The following is a 17,126-nucleotide window of genomic DNA, read 5'->3' as shown; positions in this document are numbered from 1 at the left end:
AGGAAAACTATTTTCATTCCTGGGTTGAGAGCGAAAGTTCATGGTTGTTTTTATTGAATAATAAGAGTTTTTAGTATAGTAGGTATTTCCAATCTCCTAAATTATATTTTTATTATACTATACATTCTTGAAATTTATAAAAAAGGCAACAATTAGTTTCCATATCCACCTACGCCTAAACCCTAATAAATTTTTCAGAGGTAACTAATTATTATGTCGTTTGTTAACTTCAATTGTAATGAACTCCGGCAAATAGCTGGGAGTACATCCTCTTGCTACTATTTCATCTTTGTAAAGACCCGTTTTCTCACCAAGTTTAATACAACGTGCACGATTCTTTTCATCATAAACGCCTATCCAGCCTGCGGTGAAATTCATAGCCCATTGAACTTCCGGTTCTTCCTGCGTAATATTAGCTTCTAATGCAGATAGCAAGTATGCGGTGTTATTAGGCGGCGTTTGTCCAGTCCATCTCAATCGCCCTTGATAATACCAGAAAGCTCGCCTTTGAAGAGCAGAAGGACTATTTTCCCATGACTCCATCAATGCAATTTTCTTCTTGTCTTTGGTGAGCTGATTAGCCATTAACCAATCCATTAAGTTATTTCGCTCATCAAAAGTGTGAGTCTGCATATCCTTATCAAGCTTATTTAGCACATCTTGTGAAAGAAGTTTTTTGTCCATAATTAAGATTGCTAATAATCTGGGCAAAAACTCTTCCGTTGACCAAAGTTCCATAGCTAGTTCGTGATCTTTTTTAATGTCCTTCGCGATTTTTCGTAAGTCGCCTAACTTAGTTTTACTATTGATCTGAGATAGAATGTTTTCTGCTTTTGAAAAGCGTTTTATTTCTGTACCTTTATTTTCATTCATTTTATACAACTCCTTTATTAAAGCACTGTTTCATAATATGTCCTTGACGGGATATATCAAGAACTTAATTTCGTTATAAGTCTTATTGCAGTGGTGTGCCTCCAAAGTTAATATTGTAGTAGATATCGTATTAAAGCTTTCTCCACCTATAATAGAAGAGTAACCATCTTTAAAATAATAATAACATTTACTTCCATTTAATTGGATACGAAAAGAGCATTCCTTTTTAAAGAAACGTTAGTTATACATAAGACTTACGCAATAATTGCATATTATATAAATGATGTGACAATATGTCATTATTTCCTACTTTTTCGTTCTAAAAGTATAGGTGCTATATTTAGTAATATAGAAACAATTGTCAAAAACCATAATGCCCTTTCCATACCAGGTACTACATCCATTAGAATACACGGGGACGGTTCTCATATGTCATTTCGAATCGGTGCAAAGTAAAAGGAATCTTGAGAATGCCCCCACGCTTCTTCGGAGGCTTACTCCCCTACCATCCCGTCGTTATCATTATCGCGCATATATTTGTACAACCAGTGATCACTCGTTATTGGCATACTGAAACCGGCTGCTTTTGCTTCTGCGATAGTCACGATACCATTTCCATTTGTATCAATACTAGAAATATCATCGTTTGTGTTTGAACTACTTGAATCGGAAGGCTCACTATCTGTTAAACCAAGTGATTCGTTTACTTTATCAGGGTTCACATTTTCAAATGAATCCGTAATGACATTTCCTTTTATTGTATAGGTATACTGATAACTGGAGGGAATCTGTGTTTCCGTATTCGGATAGGTGATAATTGCTTCAAAATTTGTGGCTCCACCTGCCTTGCGGATCACTTCTTCCATATAAGCTTGATCACCATGCCGGTTGAGCGTACTATCTTGTGGGGTAATATTATAAGCATTCGATACCCCTCCGAGAGAATCAGCAATGATATGTCCTTCATCTAAAACGTCACTTTCCACACCAGGAACCTTTGCCTCATCAGGGTAGTATCTACCAGACGATAATACCGATTCGTTATCGTCATCTTGTAGGATGATTTCATCAGCAACGACACGTACTAATTGCCCGTATTCATTCGTAAATGCCCAATATTCACGGTCCCCATATCCAATGTCAACCACGACGCTAGATTCACGATACCCAGACAAATCCCCACCATCCACTTCAATAAGTTTGTATCCTGAGAACAGTTCATTATTTGGTTCGGTTGGTATTTCCTCCACTACTCGTTTATCGTCAACCTTCGTGCTCGTTTCTTCTTTACTATTTTTATCTGTATTAAGTGTGGTTACTTCTTGTGTTTCTGTTTCTCCATTTTTATTGGACGTATCTTCTACATTGGTACAACCAACCATATAAATGGTGATTAAAATCATGATTAAATAGTTCATTTTCTTTTTCACTCTATGCTCTCCCATGGTAGTCTTATATTATTCCTTCTAAAACTCTCGGAATGTTAGGATAAATTAACAATATTAATCCAATGATAATAGTATATTCCAAGATTACCTTTATTTCAGCAGATATTTGTTGGAAGGGTGAAGGATTAAAATTTTAATAAAGGCTTGCATACTTTAAATGGCAACTTGAGTAATGCGTCTAATCTACGAAATCCATTGATTACATTTAGTTCTTTGGCCATAATTATGCGTAGTATACTCTTATTATTTTTTGTAGGATTTCATCAACCTGATATAATAAATAAAATGACTACAAAAATGGTCACTTTTTTCACGAAATCTCCCCTATTTCAATAAATATCTACTTTTTAACTTTAATAAATAAAAAAGATTATCCTACTCCACCAATCTTCCCCTATAGTTACATTAGTAAAAATCATTTCCATAAATCAAATAAGTGTTAATCCTTATTAGCCTGAATTAAGATATAAATAAAGAAAACGTCTAATCCCTTATGTATCAAGGTTTCAGACGTCAATTATTAGGATTTATTGAAGCGTTAATACGCATTATAAAAACGTTTGTTCCTTTTTTATAAAAATAAGATCCTACTGGATATTTTTAAGGAATGTCATAATCTTATAGACATTCCTATTTTCTCCTTATCAATAATAATTAATCCCTTTATTAAAGTACCCTATTGTTGAACTTCATATTAGTTTATTGAATAGTATTGTTAGACCGCGCAGCAAATATGTCTGCCTTCAGAAGTTACCGCAAAGAGTGGAACTAGGGAAAAACGAGTAGCAGTTGTCACATCTCTTATTTTTTTCTACATTCAGGGCAAGAAAGCTGAGCCATCAAATGATCGCTACGTATTTTCCACGTATGACCGCAATCTTTACATTCTGCGGTTACTTTTTCTTTACTTGAAACATAATTTAAAATATCAATAGTGTTATTAGAGCTTGCTAACACCTTTTCTCTAAAAGCTTCAGCTCTCTTAATCTTAGGATCTACTTTCGCTTTTTCTATTTTCTTTGATTTCTTAAGTTCTTTATTAGGTTTTGATTTAGAACTCTTTCTTCTTTTTCCGGTTTTAAGCAACTTCTCTGCAAATGGATGGTGTTGAACCCCTTCATTAACCAGACTTTTTTCCAAGCATCCATTTGATTCCGTATTTGAAAGATAAAAGGTTGTTTCATCATCTACTAATTGCTGCAATTCATCTAATACTTCCCTTAACCTGACCAAATCTTTATCTTTAATTGTATAATCATTGATACCATGCCTAAATTCAGCTAATATGGATATAAAAGAGTTATCGATTTCATTTTCTATCACACCAGTAATTGAAAATCTCTCCTGATTGAAAACAAAACGTCTATAAAAATCTTTCTCGATATATTCGATACCTAATAAAATATTTTTGGTTGTTTCATTTTCAATATAATACTGTTTTTCAAACCTTCTCCCTTGGCCATCCAAGTAACAATAATCGAATCGAACTATGAACGGATCCTTTCGGTATTCCCCTCTAGTCCTTCCATTGTTTGAAATGAATAGTTGGATATAACAGGCATTCATCCCTTCCTCAATTTTTAGCGGGAAGTGCCACGCTCTATCCCCTAAAGAAAATGGACTAAATTGTATTGAAGGGAAAATCATTTTATATCTTTTCTGCTTATTTCCCACTTGTTTTTCCTGCAGTAAATTATAAGCTTCATCACTAGCCTTAGCCCTGTTATTCTTTTCTTCTAATTTTTCATTAACCACAGCTAATTGATTACTAAACAACTTATAAAAATCTAATTCACATTGTTTGGAGTCAAGATACTTTAAAAAATTCTTTCTGTGTTTTACTTTTTCTTCCTCCACGATACTGGACAGAAAATTTTTATAAGCATTATCACTATAAAACCGCAGCTCTTTAAATTTTGCCCTTACTCGATCTCCAAGAATCATGAAAGCTTGATGATACTCATCATTTGCTTCCTGATAATGCTTATGTAATAGGCCCCACTTTTCCGAAAGCTTTTGAATTTCAGTCATTTCATCGTGAATGTGATAATGTTTTATTAACTGGTCAACCGAGGACTTTACTTCTTTAAAAAGCTTTGTGTCACTTAATTTATCGTTAAGTGCTAACAAGAAAGTAAAATCTTTCGGGAATGAATGTTCAAAATTAAACTTAGTAAAACCATAACCATAATAAGAATAGATTCCCTCTATATCTTCCTGGACCTGTCTCAAGAAATCCTCCAACTCATTTAATTGGGCACCTTCACGACTCAACTTAAAAGCAGCAAGAAAAGAATTTAATTGATTAAATCCGAAAAACGATGCATTTAACCTTTTTATGTATTCCTGTTCTTTTTTCACTAAGTCTCCTACCTCAACCTCTTCCAATAAAATCATGCGGAAATCACTAAGGGTACAGTTGTTTTCTATCATAATTTTAAAAATTTTAGAGGACTTAAAACTCCCTTCATAAAACGAATTAGACTTATAGAAGAAGTAATTATAGTATTCATTATAGGAAAACCGGTTTAAAGCAAGGATTTCACTTAGATGATCTTTATACCTCTTTTGCACATCCTTTGACTGTCCTATATAAATGGGTACTATTTTGTCTGAATTGAAATTGTTTATATAAATCATATAAATTCCTGAGATATTATATTTTGTTTCTGAGGTGATTTCTCTATCGGACTGTTCTTCTATCAATTGGTTTACAATTCCTTTGACATCACTAACACTTTTCATTTTGTACTACTCCCCCAATTCCAAATAATTTCTTTCTATATTATTACCATACGTTTTTTGGGAGAATTTGGCTTAGTATCCTTTGAAAATGCCTTTTTTGAGATAATGTTCACAGCGACTCCTCAAAACTTGTCGAACTATCCAACTATTCCTTGAAATCATATCAAGAAGCGGGACTTATAACATGCTCAAGGTGTAAATAGTTTCCAATGCCCTTCGGATAAAACTTCTACCGCTCCGTCAACTACTTTGATTGCAGTTTGATCGTCAATCGCGTACGCAGGTCCCTGCATCTCGGCTGCCCATCTCTCTGCGGCAGCCATGGTGTTTCCCGGCAGCATCTCGTTATCCAGGTGTGGAAAGATTGAAAAATCCACCAGTCTCAGTGTTTCATCACCACCACCTGGTGGATTCCAGCCAACAAAGTATTCTCCTATTCTAGGTGTTAAAACCATGCTCCCCGCACTCATTCCCACATAAACTGAGTTCAGTGATGGTAAAAGATCTACGAGTCCAGATTGACGCATCCAGTGGCACAGGTAAAGGGCGTCGCCGCCTGACACCAGCAGTACATCCGTTTCCTGAACAAGTGGTATCCATTGGTTTTCGTCGATACTTGGAAGTGCTGTGAGCTCCAACACGCCGACCGACTTCCAACCAAGATTGACCATAGGATTCTCTTCTTTCCCACTAATGAACTGCCAGGCTTTTACGCCAGGACCAACCCAAGGGTGTCCATACATCGCAGTGGGAATGCACAGGGCGTTTGAGTCAGCAATCGGCTTTCCTAGCATGTCAACCAGTGTGTCGTGTATGCTTTTATTATTGATGCCTCCTGATGTAAGCAGAAATTTCATAACTTCACTCCTGTCATTGTTTGGTACTGTCCAATTTGTTCATACTTTACAATTCTACAAAACTTTTATATATCCTTGTTCAACTATTGGAGAAGAGCTACATATGAATTCGTTGTCAATTGACACCCCGAAATTAATTTTTTTGTAAAAGTATTCCATTTTTTCCGAAACCCAAAGAGTAAAGTAAAAGAAGATACAGCAAAAAACTAATTTTCAAAAGAAAATTTCTTTCCTTTTGTGAGATAGGTTCATATTACAATGAATAAGCTTTCGGAAGAATTTCAAGTCAAAGGTTTTATTACTTTAACTTTCCTTCGGTAACGATTTTTCCAAAGCTAATTTTAAGAAATCAATATATACTAGAGCCTCTTCAGCTAAAAATACATCATTTCGTTTCACCAAGCCCACTTGAATCAGCGTTCCTTCTTCCAATGGAATAGAGATAATGTTAGCGTTCATATAATTATTTACGATACAGCCTGTTCCTAAATTGTAGCTATCTGTATTAGATAAGAGATTATTCATTGCCCCTCTGTCCTTGAGATAGATTAATTTCTCCATATTATCTACATTCAGCGTTTCTTCAGCAAAATGCAGCAACATGTCGTCTTGCTGGTAGGTTAGATAAGGATAGTCTCTTAATTGCTCTAAGTTAATACTCCCCAAATGAGCCAGAGGGTGCTCTTTTCTTAGAAAGACGTGCTGTTTTAATGTAGCAAGGGGAGTAAACGTTAGTAACTTTGTGGTGAAATAACGTTTAAAAAAATGCTTGTTTAAATCGGTCAGAGATACGATTCCAAGCATACTTCTTCCTGTATACACGTCCTCAATTACATCGGTTGTCTTCCCTTCACGAATCGAGAGTTCATATTTCTGCTCTGCAAAATACTCCATGAATTTTGCAACAGCTTCTATAGCGAATCCATAATGCTGAGAGGAAATAGAAAACTTTGTTGAGTTTATTTTCTTCGCTTTGTTAAAATGATCAACAACAAACTCCATTTGTTCTAGCAGTTTTTTTGCGTGAAATAATAACTCTGTCCCTTCTTTTGTAAAGACGACGCCTTTATTCGTTCTATCTAAAATAGTAATCTCTAACTCTGTTTCGAGTTCACGCACCGCTTTGCTGATACTCGGCTGTGTTACGAAAAGTGCAGAAGCAGCTTGACTTATAGAATGATGCTTGGAAATTTCCACTATGTATCGAAGTTGTTGGGGAGTCATGTCCTCACCTTACCTTATCTAGTTTCCCTGGATTTCTTGCTATAACTTTATCCTATAGCAAACGGTTAAAAAGTTCCATTTTACGTCTTACTTTAGAAACTTTACAATAATAAATAGGCAAAGTTTATGATCTTAATTGCTGGAATGGATGCAGCAATTGATAAAAGTATTGCTATTCATAAAAACTTTAGCATTATCCATGCTCGCACCATAAAAAAGCAAGGATTCAAGTTCAATAGATGGCTAGAATTAGCTTTTTATCAATTGGCACTACATGGTCTCACTAAAAAATAAATTTTATAGAAAGGTGAAAGGCATGAATCAAGAGAAAATCGGTTATCTTTATACCGCCACTGCCTACTTACTTTGGGGTTTTTTAACATTATACTGGAACACACTAAATTCGGTTTCCTCCATGGAAATATTAGCACACCGTATTCTATGGGGATTTATTTTTGTTGCTCCTCTCCTGTTTTTCCATACCAAAAAGAGACATGCATTCTTTTCGTTTGTAAATGAATTTAAACGGAATATCCTACAAATCTTTTATATCCTTGTAGCCTCTCTTGTGATAAGTCTAAACTGGCTCTTATTTATATGGGCGGTTAATTTTAATCATCTTATCGAAGCAAGTTTAGGACTCTATATTACACCAATCATTAGTATGATCCTAAGTATCCTTGTACTGAAAGAAAGGGTAACGAAAGGAACTATTATATCCATGGGAACGGCGTTTGTAGGCGTATTGGTTATTACTTTTGATTTCGGAAAAATACCTTGGATTGCTATTTCATTAGCTTTTACTTCTGGAATATACGGAGTAATGAAAAAGTATATCAAGGTTGATGCTCTGGTGGGCATGTTTATGGAAACATTGATGGTCGCCCCTTTTGCATTTATTTTTTTATTGTTTTTACAACAAAATAACAAAATGCAGTTCGGTTCAGACGTTCATTTTTCCTTATTATTAATTGGTTCAGGTATCCTTACCGTGTTACCACTGCTATGGTTTGCAGAAGGCTCCAAAAGAATTTCTTTAACAACCATTGGATTTTTTCAGTATATTACCCCGACTATCACTTTTCTCCTTGGATTGTTTATATTTGAAAATACCATTACTCTGATGAAATGGATTTCATTTAGTATTATATGGTTCTCTCTTGCTATTTTTTCTTTTTCATCGTGGAAAGATAATAACCACTAGTATCCTTTTAAACTTCAAATACTAGATTTGCACGCTCTTTCGGACATTCTGTCTCTACATAATAATCCTCTGCTTTCCAGTACCTATTCTTGAATATATCCAGATTCTGCTGTGTTTCCTTCGTTTCTCGTGCAAATCTAGTTTCTTTTGGACAATCTAAATAGAGGATAAAATCGAAGGAATTTCTCCATTCTTTCCGTTGTAAAAAAACTCCCTCTATTATGATTAAGTCCGTATGTAACAAAGAAATCGTTTCGATATGGTGATTATCAGATTCCGAATCGTATTTAAGTAAATTCAACGCTGTTGCGTGTTTGAGCTTTTTAAAAAGTGTTTCCTGTAATGATTGGACATCCCATTGTAAATGATAGTATTCATGCCACTCCTCATAACCAGTATGATAGCGCCGATTTCTTTCTACAATATAATCATCTATATGTAGAGTTTTTAAAGCGAGTCCTTTTTTATGAAGACATGCTTGTATTTTTTTTACCAAGGTTGTTTTTCCAGATCGACTTAACCCGTCTATGCCAATGACAACTCTTTGCTCTTTTGCTGGTATTGGAATACTTGCCATGATGGCATTTATTTTATCTTGCACTCTAGTTTCTCCTTTCCTTTCTCGCATTCTTCCTAAAATGTACATTCATCTATCGTCTCTTAAGGTTAAATTAAGGTTAATTCGTAATAATAAAACCCGTTATCAGTTTTAGAGATTTGCAATAAGGAGGATCATAGAAGAATTACTTAAAAACCAGAAGAAAAAGCAAATGTTTTTACTAGGTACTATGTTTAAAAATATATAATTCTTCCTAAATATTATATATTTTTTCATCCAACGAATGCCATTTTATCTCTTATTGAGCATTCAAAAAAATATTAAATTATAAACGGCGGTTATGACTATATGAAAAAAATATCTACAAAGATTATCCTCTTATCCTTATTAAACGCAGTGTTAGTAGCCATTATTAATGTCGGCGCATCATTAATTATGAGTAGAAGCAACAACATGAATCAAAATGTAGAAGCTGCACAACCAATGCAAACAGGCTTTATGGTTCCCACACCAATATTGTGGGGATTGATTATTTCTTTAATTATCGGCGTTATCTTATCTTATATTTTAGGAAAAGCGATTGAAAAACCCATTGTGAAAGTGACGGAGTTTGCTAAAAAAACGGCCGATTTAAATTTGGTTGATACAGATGATGAATTAGAAAAATTGGTCGAAATAAAAGACCAAACCGGGAATATGGCAAGAGCACTATATGAAACTAGAAAAGCGCTTAAGAATATAGCTTCTGAACTTCAAATTGTGTCTTCAACCGTTACTAATCAATCCAATCATCTTACTAAAAATACAGATGAAAATGTTAGCTCCATCACACAAATCGTCAATACGATAGACCAGCTTGCAGCAGGTAACACTGAACAAGCCGGAACCATGAATGGAATTAGCAGGACCTTATCAGATGTCGTTTCATTAATTGATGGCATAGCCGCGAAAACTTCTGAAAATGCTGAACAAGCGGCTCACTCGTTAGATTCTATTAATGAGGGACAATCAAGTGTCGATATTCAGACACAGAAAATGGAAAAAACGCTTTGTGTATCAAATGAAGTTAATCGCTCCATTAACGAACTAAAAGAAATGATTCATCAAGTGACAGGGTTTGTTGGTATTATTACCTCCATTGCAGAACAAACGAATTTATTGGCATTAAATGCTTCTATAGAAGCTGCTAGAGCTGGAGAGGCTGGAAAAGGATTTTCCGTAGTAGCAGATGAGATTAGGAAACTAGCAGAACAGACTTCTCATTCAGCAAGTGAAATAACATCCATTATCGACAAGACGTCTGAGAAGACAGATTTAGCTGTCTCCAATATTGAACAGTCAAATAAATTAATAGATGAACAAAGAGATGCATTAAAAATTACGGAAGAAGCTTTTGATAAAATTAGAAGGATGTATGAAGAGATTGTGGGCGGATTTTCACAAACGGCAGCTACTATGAAGACTGTTAATAGTAATTCTCAATCTGTATCTAATCAAATTCAAGATTTAACCTCATGTGTGGAAGAATTTGCAGCAAGTACAGAAGAAATATCCGCAACAGGGAAAGAACAATTAGTTACTACTGAATTTATTGCAGAAGCTGCTAAAGAGTTAGACGTTTTGGCTAGTAGATTAAATAAGCAGATTAATAAATTTAAGATTTCCTAATGGTGGTTCCATCTCGAAACATTCAATCCAAAAATGCTAGATAGGACAACCATTAGTGATAATATAACAAAGGGGACCAAAAGGCAGGTTACTTACCTTTTGGTCCCTCTTGCTGCTTTCCCTTTAAAAAGTCCAATTAAACCTTTTTAGTTAATGGAAATAACACACAATCCTTAATTGTCTCACTGTCTGTCAAAACCATTAAAAGACGTTCAATTCCAAACCCCCACCCAGATATTGGCGGCATTCCATATTCCATTGCCAATAAGTAGTCCTCATCCATTTCCATTGCTTCTAAATCACCGCCGCTTTTCAAAACTGCTTGTGCCTCTAATCTTCTTCTTTGTTCGATAGGATCTACTAATTCTGAATAGGCATTGATAATTTCAGCACCATTGACTACTAATTGAAAACGATCGGTAATTGCTGGATTATCATCATTCGCTCTTGCTAATGGTGATAAATCAATAGGATGTTTGATTAAAAAGGTTGGTTCTATTAATTGTGGACGACACATTTTTTTATATAAAAGGTCGATAAAGTTCCCTCGCCCTAATATCTCGATATTGTCTTGTTCTAAATAAATATTTCTCCGCTTTGTTTCTTCATATAAGTCTTTTACATCGGGAAATAAATCAATATCAATGCCTGTATCTTTTAGAATTAACTCCCTAAATGAAGCAACATTCCACTCTAATGAGAAATCAATTGTTTTTCCTTGAATGGTAATAACGGTTGTATCAAAAGTATGGTTCAGCACATATAAAATCATTTCACGCATGAGAGCCATTGTATCTTCATAATTCCAATAAGACGCATAGCCTTCTACCATTGTAAATTCTTGAAGATGCTGAGGACTAATCCCTTCATTTCTAAAGCATTTTGCAAACTCAAATACTTTTGTAAAACCACCTACAATTAATCTTTTCAAGTAAGTCTCTGGTGCAATTCGCAAATTTAATTCTGTATCTAACGAATGATGATAGGTTCTAAATGGACGAGCTAGCGCACCAGAAGAAGTATGCTGTAACACAGGTGTTTCTACTTCTAAGAAATCTTTTTCTTCTAAAAATCTACGAACGGCACGCACTAACTTTGTTCGCAGTAACATCCGATCTTGTGTTTCTTTTGTCATCATTAAATCTAAATAACGTTGTCGATAACGGGTATCTATATTGCTTAATCCATGCCATTTTTCTGGCAATGGGTGCAATCCTTTTCCAAGTAAAACATACTTTTCAATCCGAAGCGTTTTTTCTTTTGTTTTCGTCGAATACATCTTTCCTTCCACGCCAATAAAGTCACCTACATCAAAAAAGTTCTCGAAATCATTAGCAGACTGCTCTCCAACCTCTTCTTTTTTCAACAGAAGTTGCAGGCTCCCTTGTATGTCTGAAATGGTGATGAAACTAAATTTACTAAACTGACGAATTCCCATGATTCTTCCTGCAACTCGAACTCCTGTTGTACCATCTTCAAGCAATGCTGCTTCGTAAAGTTCATAGTTTGACCGGAATCTTTCTGGATAGACTAAAACTCCTTTTTCTCTTAAAGCCTCTAATTTTTCGATTCTCCGAGTTGTTTGTTCGTGACTCATTCTGTTGCACTCCCGTCTTTTTGTTCGTTTATTAAATCATTACATACCGATTTATCCATAAAAAAAACTCCCACCCCCAAGATTATTCATCTTGAGGACGAGAGTTATTATAAACTTCGTGGTACCACCCCAGTTTATTGATATGTTACCATATCAACCTCTTCGGGTACGGCAACTATAAAAAATTGATTATACCCTATCTCTATAACGGGAGATCCCGTCGCAGCATCACAAAAATTAACGATAATCTTTGATCCGTGCGAAAGCTCCAAGTCTTTTTTCATGAAGATCCTTATTACTCCTTTTCACCTACTGGAGCTCTCTTTAAATAATGAATCTAAATTACTCTTCTCTTCTTAGCCAATATTCCGTATTTATTTTAGAAAATATTACCTTATTTAAAAAGTTTAGTCAATAGATAATTTTTTTCTTTCAATCACCCTTAAAAAGAAGGCAAATTATCTAAATTATTTTCTTTAATCCCATCCGGTTCACTACGGATGATGTCCCTGCCATATTTATGAAAAACATCGACATGCGCTAACTTGCCTGCTTTTGCTTCATCAAGTGCGGTAATATAATCTAATTCTCTGCCGCTATTTGTTTTAAAAGCAATAATATCATCGTCCTCATTTTTACGAACAGCCACAATTTGCTCTGCACCTGAATCGATTTCCTCAGCGGCTTCCATTTGCGCTTGGCCTTTTGCTTGTTGCAAGTATTCGTCATATATTTTTTGATAGTCTTTTTCATTCATCATTGCCACCTCCAAAACATTATTATGCTCTGGAGTTATTAGGGATATGTAAAAGAAATTTTACTTATTTTGGCTAAATCTACTTTTGTTTTGTAATGGAAAGCATCCTCCTGTTCATATTTTGAAGCTCTCTAACAAATTCGAGTAACTTCTATCTAATCGGGATGGTGTGTAAAAGTCAAAGAGAGTGCTCCACCCATCAAACCTTCTTCTGTTACTTAGCTATTTATTTAGTTTGGATCATATCCCCTCTTTTTTGGATCATATATTGTAAGTTTGGATCATATCCTCTCTTTTTTGGATCATATATTATAATTTTGGATCATATCCTTTCTTTTTTGGATCATATATTATAATTTGGCTAAAATCTTTCCTAGGATTTTTATTTTCACAAAGGCGATTCAAGAATCTATGTTAACTTTGCTTCTTTTCATAACGATAATCTCTTAAATAGTTAACTTAACTCCATTATTTAAGATAATTTAATGATTGTTGGTTCTACTTCACTCAAAATTTCAAAGGTTTCCTCCGAGGTAGCAATTATATAATGTTCTATCTGATAATGTTCACTTCCTGGACCAGGTAGCTGATCATACCAATCTACAAAATCTGAATTTATAGCCTTATATAAAGACCATGATTTTCGAACAGCATCTCCTTCGTTTTTACGAGCCTGATAAGCTGGTTCTGCTAAGTCACTTCGCTTCATTTCATCTGCGAATCTACAAGCTAAAACATAATTTCCATTATTCATTTTATTAAATTGGATTTGATAAATATTAGCCTGATTATCTTCTAACGTTATTTGCAAGCCTTTTGAGTATTTGAATTCAACTAAGTGTAGCTCTCCCTTAATCTCCGTACTAGGAATCCATACTTTCAAGTTGATTTTTTTCATTTTTCCTCCCTATCAACCACTGTAATCATAATTTTTCTATCAATTAGATCACTTAAGTCCTATTGAGTATACAAAAACAATCATCTTAAACTATTTATCTAGTTTATATCTCATACTCTTTCTGCATAGCATTTATACATATTCCTGGAAAGTTAGTTGTTTTAAGGTTATGTATCATCTATCTTTCATTACTGTTAATCAGATATTTCTCTTTAAAGCTTGGACTTAACTCACTCCACACATCAAATTTATTTTCATCCAAATCGTAAAAGACAAAATTATTACCTGGATGTCCTCTATCCTCAATAGCGCCAACCTCGACGCCTTTTTCCTTTAGTTCGGAATGAAGTTTCTGCAATTGTTCTATTCCATCTACTTCAAATGTTAGGAAAAAATGCTCCTTGCCTTTAGCATCTTGAAAAGTAGCCTTTGCTCCTTCTTTTGATTTAACAAGAAAGAAGCTTTGGTTTGCAAAATCCAGAATGGCTTTCTCTTTATTTCTGAAATTTTCTCTTGCTCCTAATTTTTCTTGATACCAGTTTGAAGCTAGCTTCGGATTCTGAACAGGCAAATAGATTGTTCCAACTCTGTGGATTATTGTATTCAGCTTGATTACCCCCTTTTGGATAAAGTAAGAATACTAACTTCATTCGACAAAAGGAAAAGATATCCTTTCTCTTTTAGCTTTTTACACTATTTAAGTTTGGATTATATCCTTGATTGGTTGGATCATATATTGTAAGTTTGGATCATATTCTCTCGTTTTTGGATCATATATTCTAAATTTGGATCATATCCGCTCTCGGTTGGATCATATATTATAATCTGGGCTAAAATCTTTCCTAAGATTTATATTTTTACAACGCAGATTCATGAATTCATGTAAACTTTCCTTCTTTTTATAACGAGAATCTCTTAAATAATTAACCTAACACCTTAATTTAAGATAATTTAATGATGGTTGGTTCAACTTCACTCAAAATTTCATGCTGATTTTTTTCATCATAGATCTCCTTGGAATTAACTAAACTTATACACAAAAAAGAGTAGCTCAAACGCTACTCTCCTTCTTTCATCATATAATAAATGTATCGTTACGCAAAACACCAGCATCAATTGTTGAGTATTTTTTTATTGGATAATTTAATAAACACATTTGTGATAACTTTTGCGATTAAGGCTATAGATAAATAAAATCCGATACTGTATAAATAATTAACATTTCCATACATTTTCAGTAGCCCCAACTTTACTGAAATCGGATCACAAACAAAAGCGAAGAGCATAGCAGTAATGAAGATATAAATATAATAGTTTTTTTTCTTATTTAATATCCATTGATATACTAACATATATGTGACTGGCACCACACACGCATCAAAGGATGCACTAGGAATTAGCGGAATTAAAGAAATAGGATAGTTCCACACTCCGGTATTAATTCCTATTAAATTTAGATAATGACCAAAAAGGTGCACGCTATATCCATAAAATCCAATTACAAAAATCTTTCCCTTATCAATTTTCCATATCACAACAATCAATGGAACAAAAAATAGGAGGACCAATAACCAAAATTCAAAAGTTGTATAAAGTGAATAATCTAACCAATTATCTGCAAAAGCTTTGGTAGATTCTTTTCTCAATTTCACCGCCTTATCAAATAGTTCAATACGAGAATCTGACATCTAACCATCCTTTTATTCGATATTTATAATAGGACTACTTTCACTTGTTTGAATTATATTATTGGTTACTACAGAAATTTTATCCCCTTTTTCTCTCTGTATTGGATGGATTCTAAAGTTAATCCCCTTAATCATAAAAGCAAAGATAAAACAACCATTGAAAGAAAGACAGTCATAATAGTAAGTGCAGCAAGAATGGTAACAACTCCCATTGCACTTATACTAATAACTTGAAAGTGAATTAATATCATAAAAAGAGAAAAATAGAACATTAAAATAAAATAGGAGTAAAACATTCCTTTTTCTCGTATTACTTTCATTCTTTCATCTTTATTCTTAAATTGTGGATGCAAATAACCAAGAGAAAGAAACATAACAGATAACGAAAAAATAAGTGCATTAGTTGGAAATAATGGAAAATCACCAGAAATTCCACCGTAAAGGAAATAAGCACTTTCTATCAATAAAAGAAAACCAATGATTAAATAACCTAACCTTGATTTCATATCTATCCCCTCCTAATTTTAATCAAAATTTAAATTTATTTATAATCGTCTTCTTCTAAAATAAAAATATCTTCCACACTTGTTTGAAATATTTTAGCGATAATCATTGCTAAAGGGAGAGATGGATTGTATCTACCCTTTTCAATTGAAATAATTGTTTGTCTGGAAACACCTAACTTTTCAGCTAATTTATCTTGGGACAAACCAAATTTTTTTCTATGTTCACTTAACTTATTTTTCAAATCCCTCATCACCTCTATTCCTTCACAGTATAATTGTAAAGGAAACTTAACGTCAAGTTCCCTTTACAATTACTTTGTCGTAGCTATTACAAATCCTTTTTTGCCTGCAAAAAAACTGTGCCATTTTTAGACACAGTCACTCAAATTAGTTATTCAATTAATAAAGTAGTCTCTCCTTATTTATTAATGTTCCTATCAAAAAAAGAGTAGCTTAAGCACTACTCTCCTTCCTTTAAACAGATGAAATTATTGAATATCCCTATTGCTAACAAAGCTTTCTCAGTATTATTACTATATTTTGTTTCATAGAGCGTAAACAGTACAAAATCTTTTTTCGTTGTACCCATTTTAATCAAAGATCCGCCAAGTAAACCTAGTAATGGACCCTCTTCTTGTTTAATTTGATCCCCAACCCATTCTGCATATTCATCTTTATCTGAAGGATTAGTTACAATAGAAATCATTAAGACAAAGCAAAGTAGTAATAATAGCCAGTATCTTTTCTTCATAAGATTCCATCCTTAATTTTTTCTTCTAGTATTTCCTAATTTATGAAAATTCATCCTAGAAATACAAAACAAGAGAATCAGAGAGCTTTTATGAAAATGGGGAAATAAATTATTAAGTGGTAATGTTACGAGTCGTGTTAATGACAAGTTGTTCAGAAAAGTAAATGCTGTAACTGAGCTCGGCGAATCATTTTTGATTAATCATATAAAAATTCTTGTATATTACTCACCTAAATCCACATTATAATACACTTGCTACACACCGTCTAAATTAGGACTTATAATTCTTGTTGTTCATACAGATAGGTAAGGGTTTGAGGTTATCGCTCCCTTTTCCCCCTGTTCACACCG

At 33.9% G+C, this 17,126-nt stretch carries 16 protein-coding genes, 1 pseudogene and 1 other annotated feature; of the genes and pseudogenes, 3 read left to right on the top strand and 14 right to left on the bottom strand.

The annotated features are described in order from the left end of the window. Window positions 1-204: 204 nt before the first annotated feature. The 5 genes from RTL21_RS22385 to RTL21_RS22365 form a co-directional block, all read right to left on the bottom strand. Entirely contained in the window at window positions 205-873 is a 669-nt protein-coding gene (locus RTL21_RS22385) for a DNA alkylation repair protein (protein ID WP_312099286.1), read from the bottom strand. Between the two features lie 494 nt (window positions 874-1,367). After that, the gene (locus RTL21_RS22380; RefSeq protein WP_312099284.1) at window positions 1,368-2,303 is read right to left on the bottom strand and encodes a DNA/RNA non-specific endonuclease; all 936 of its coding nucleotides are present in this window, start codon (window positions 2,301-2,303) and stop codon (window positions 1,368-1,370) included. 819 nt (window positions 2,304-3,122) lie between these two features. Then, window positions 3,123-4,682, bottom strand: a complete 1,560-nt coding sequence (locus RTL21_RS22375) for an excinuclease ABC subunit C (protein ID WP_312099282.1) — start codon at window positions 4,680-4,682, stop codon at window positions 3,123-3,125. 572 nt (window positions 4,683-5,254) lie between these two features. Continuing rightward, window positions 5,255-5,923, bottom strand: coding sequence for a Type 1 glutamine amidotransferase-like domain-containing protein (locus RTL21_RS22370; protein WP_312099280.1), 669 nt, complete (start codon window positions 5,921-5,923; stop codon window positions 5,255-5,257). A 303-nt stretch (window positions 5,924-6,226) separates the two neighbouring features. After that, window positions 6,227-7,147: a LysR family transcriptional regulator gene (locus RTL21_RS22365; protein ID WP_312099278.1), complete on the bottom strand. Its 921-nt coding sequence runs from the start codon at window positions 7,145-7,147 to the stop codon at window positions 6,227-6,229. Between the two features lie 120 nt (window positions 7,148-7,267). Here RTL21_RS22365 and RTL21_RS22360 point away from each other — a divergent pair. Continuing rightward, a pseudogene (locus tag RTL21_RS22360) lies at window positions 7,268-7,441 on the top strand (GNAT family N-acetyltransferase); the annotation flags it as partial. A gap of 22 nt (window positions 7,442-7,463) precedes the next feature. Continuing rightward, window positions 7,464-8,351 (top strand): EamA family transporter RarD, encoded by an 888-nt coding sequence (gene rarD / locus RTL21_RS22355; protein ID WP_312099276.1) that lies wholly within the window; start codon window positions 7,464-7,466, stop codon window positions 8,349-8,351. Window positions 8,352-8,358: 7 nt separating this feature from the next. Here rarD and RTL21_RS22350 read toward each other — a convergent pair whose 3' ends face one another. Beyond that, window positions 8,359-8,928, bottom strand: a complete 570-nt coding sequence (locus RTL21_RS22350) for a kinase (protein WP_312099290.1) — start codon at window positions 8,926-8,928, stop codon at window positions 8,359-8,361. A 330-nt stretch (window positions 8,929-9,258) separates the two neighbouring features. On the opposite strand from RTL21_RS22350, the gene RTL21_RS22345 reads away from it, so the two are divergent. After that, window positions 9,259-10,578 (top strand): methyl-accepting chemotaxis protein, encoded by a 1,320-nt coding sequence (locus tag RTL21_RS22345; protein WP_312099274.1) that lies wholly within the window; start codon window positions 9,259-9,261, stop codon window positions 10,576-10,578. A 136-nt stretch (window positions 10,579-10,714) separates the two neighbouring features. Here the strand turns inward: RTL21_RS22345 and lysS are convergent, their stop codons facing one another. The 8 genes from lysS to RTL21_RS22305 form a co-directional block, all read right to left on the bottom strand. After that, complete coding sequence (lysS, locus tag RTL21_RS22340) at window positions 10,715-12,175, bottom strand: lysine--tRNA ligase (RefSeq protein WP_312099272.1); 1,461 nt, start codon at window positions 12,173-12,175, stop codon at window positions 10,715-10,717. 90 nt (window positions 12,176-12,265) lie between these two features. After that, window positions 12,266-12,542, bottom strand: a binding site (T-box leader). Window positions 12,543-12,617: 75 nt separating this feature from the next. Continuing rightward, window positions 12,618-12,932 carry a DUF3892 domain-containing protein gene (locus RTL21_RS22335; protein WP_312099270.1) on the bottom strand — a complete coding sequence of 105 codons (315 nt, stop codon included), beginning with the start codon at window positions 12,930-12,932 and terminating at the stop codon, window positions 12,618-12,620. Window positions 12,933-13,404: 472 nt separating this feature from the next. Further along, a complete protein-coding gene (locus RTL21_RS22330) occupies window positions 13,405-13,830 on the bottom strand; it encodes a hypothetical protein (RefSeq protein WP_312099269.1) in 426 nt (141 codons plus the stop codon). Between the two features lie 178 nt (window positions 13,831-14,008). Next, a complete protein-coding gene (locus RTL21_RS22325) occupies window positions 14,009-14,437 on the bottom strand; it encodes a VOC family protein (protein WP_312099288.1) in 429 nt (142 codons plus the stop codon). Window positions 14,438-14,942: 505 nt separating this feature from the next. After that, the gene (locus RTL21_RS22320) at window positions 14,943-15,518 is read right to left on the bottom strand and encodes a CBO0543 family protein (protein ID WP_312099267.1); all 576 of its coding nucleotides are present in this window, start codon (window positions 15,516-15,518) and stop codon (window positions 14,943-14,945) included. Between the two features lie 131 nt (window positions 15,519-15,649). Further along, on the bottom strand, window positions 15,650-16,024 hold the full coding sequence (locus RTL21_RS22315; RefSeq protein ID WP_312099265.1) for a permease: 375 nt from the start codon (window positions 16,022-16,024) through the stop codon (window positions 15,650-15,652). A gap of 35 nt (window positions 16,025-16,059) precedes the next feature. Continuing rightward, window positions 16,060-16,266 (bottom strand): helix-turn-helix transcriptional regulator, encoded by a 207-nt coding sequence (locus RTL21_RS22310; protein ID WP_312099263.1) that lies wholly within the window; start codon window positions 16,264-16,266, stop codon window positions 16,060-16,062. Between the two features lie 218 nt (window positions 16,267-16,484). Beyond that, a complete protein-coding gene (locus RTL21_RS22305) occupies window positions 16,485-16,775 on the bottom strand; it encodes a DUF4359 domain-containing protein (RefSeq protein WP_312099261.1) in 291 nt (96 codons plus the stop codon). Between the last annotated feature and the right edge of the window lie 351 nt (window positions 16,776-17,126).

The organism is Niallia sp., from assembly GCF_031978665.1.
Lineage (GTDB): Bacteria > Bacillota > Bacilli > Bacillales > Cytobacillaceae > Niallia.
Note: the sequence above shows the minus strand (reverse complement) of the source record. Positions and strands in the feature narration are given on the sequence as shown.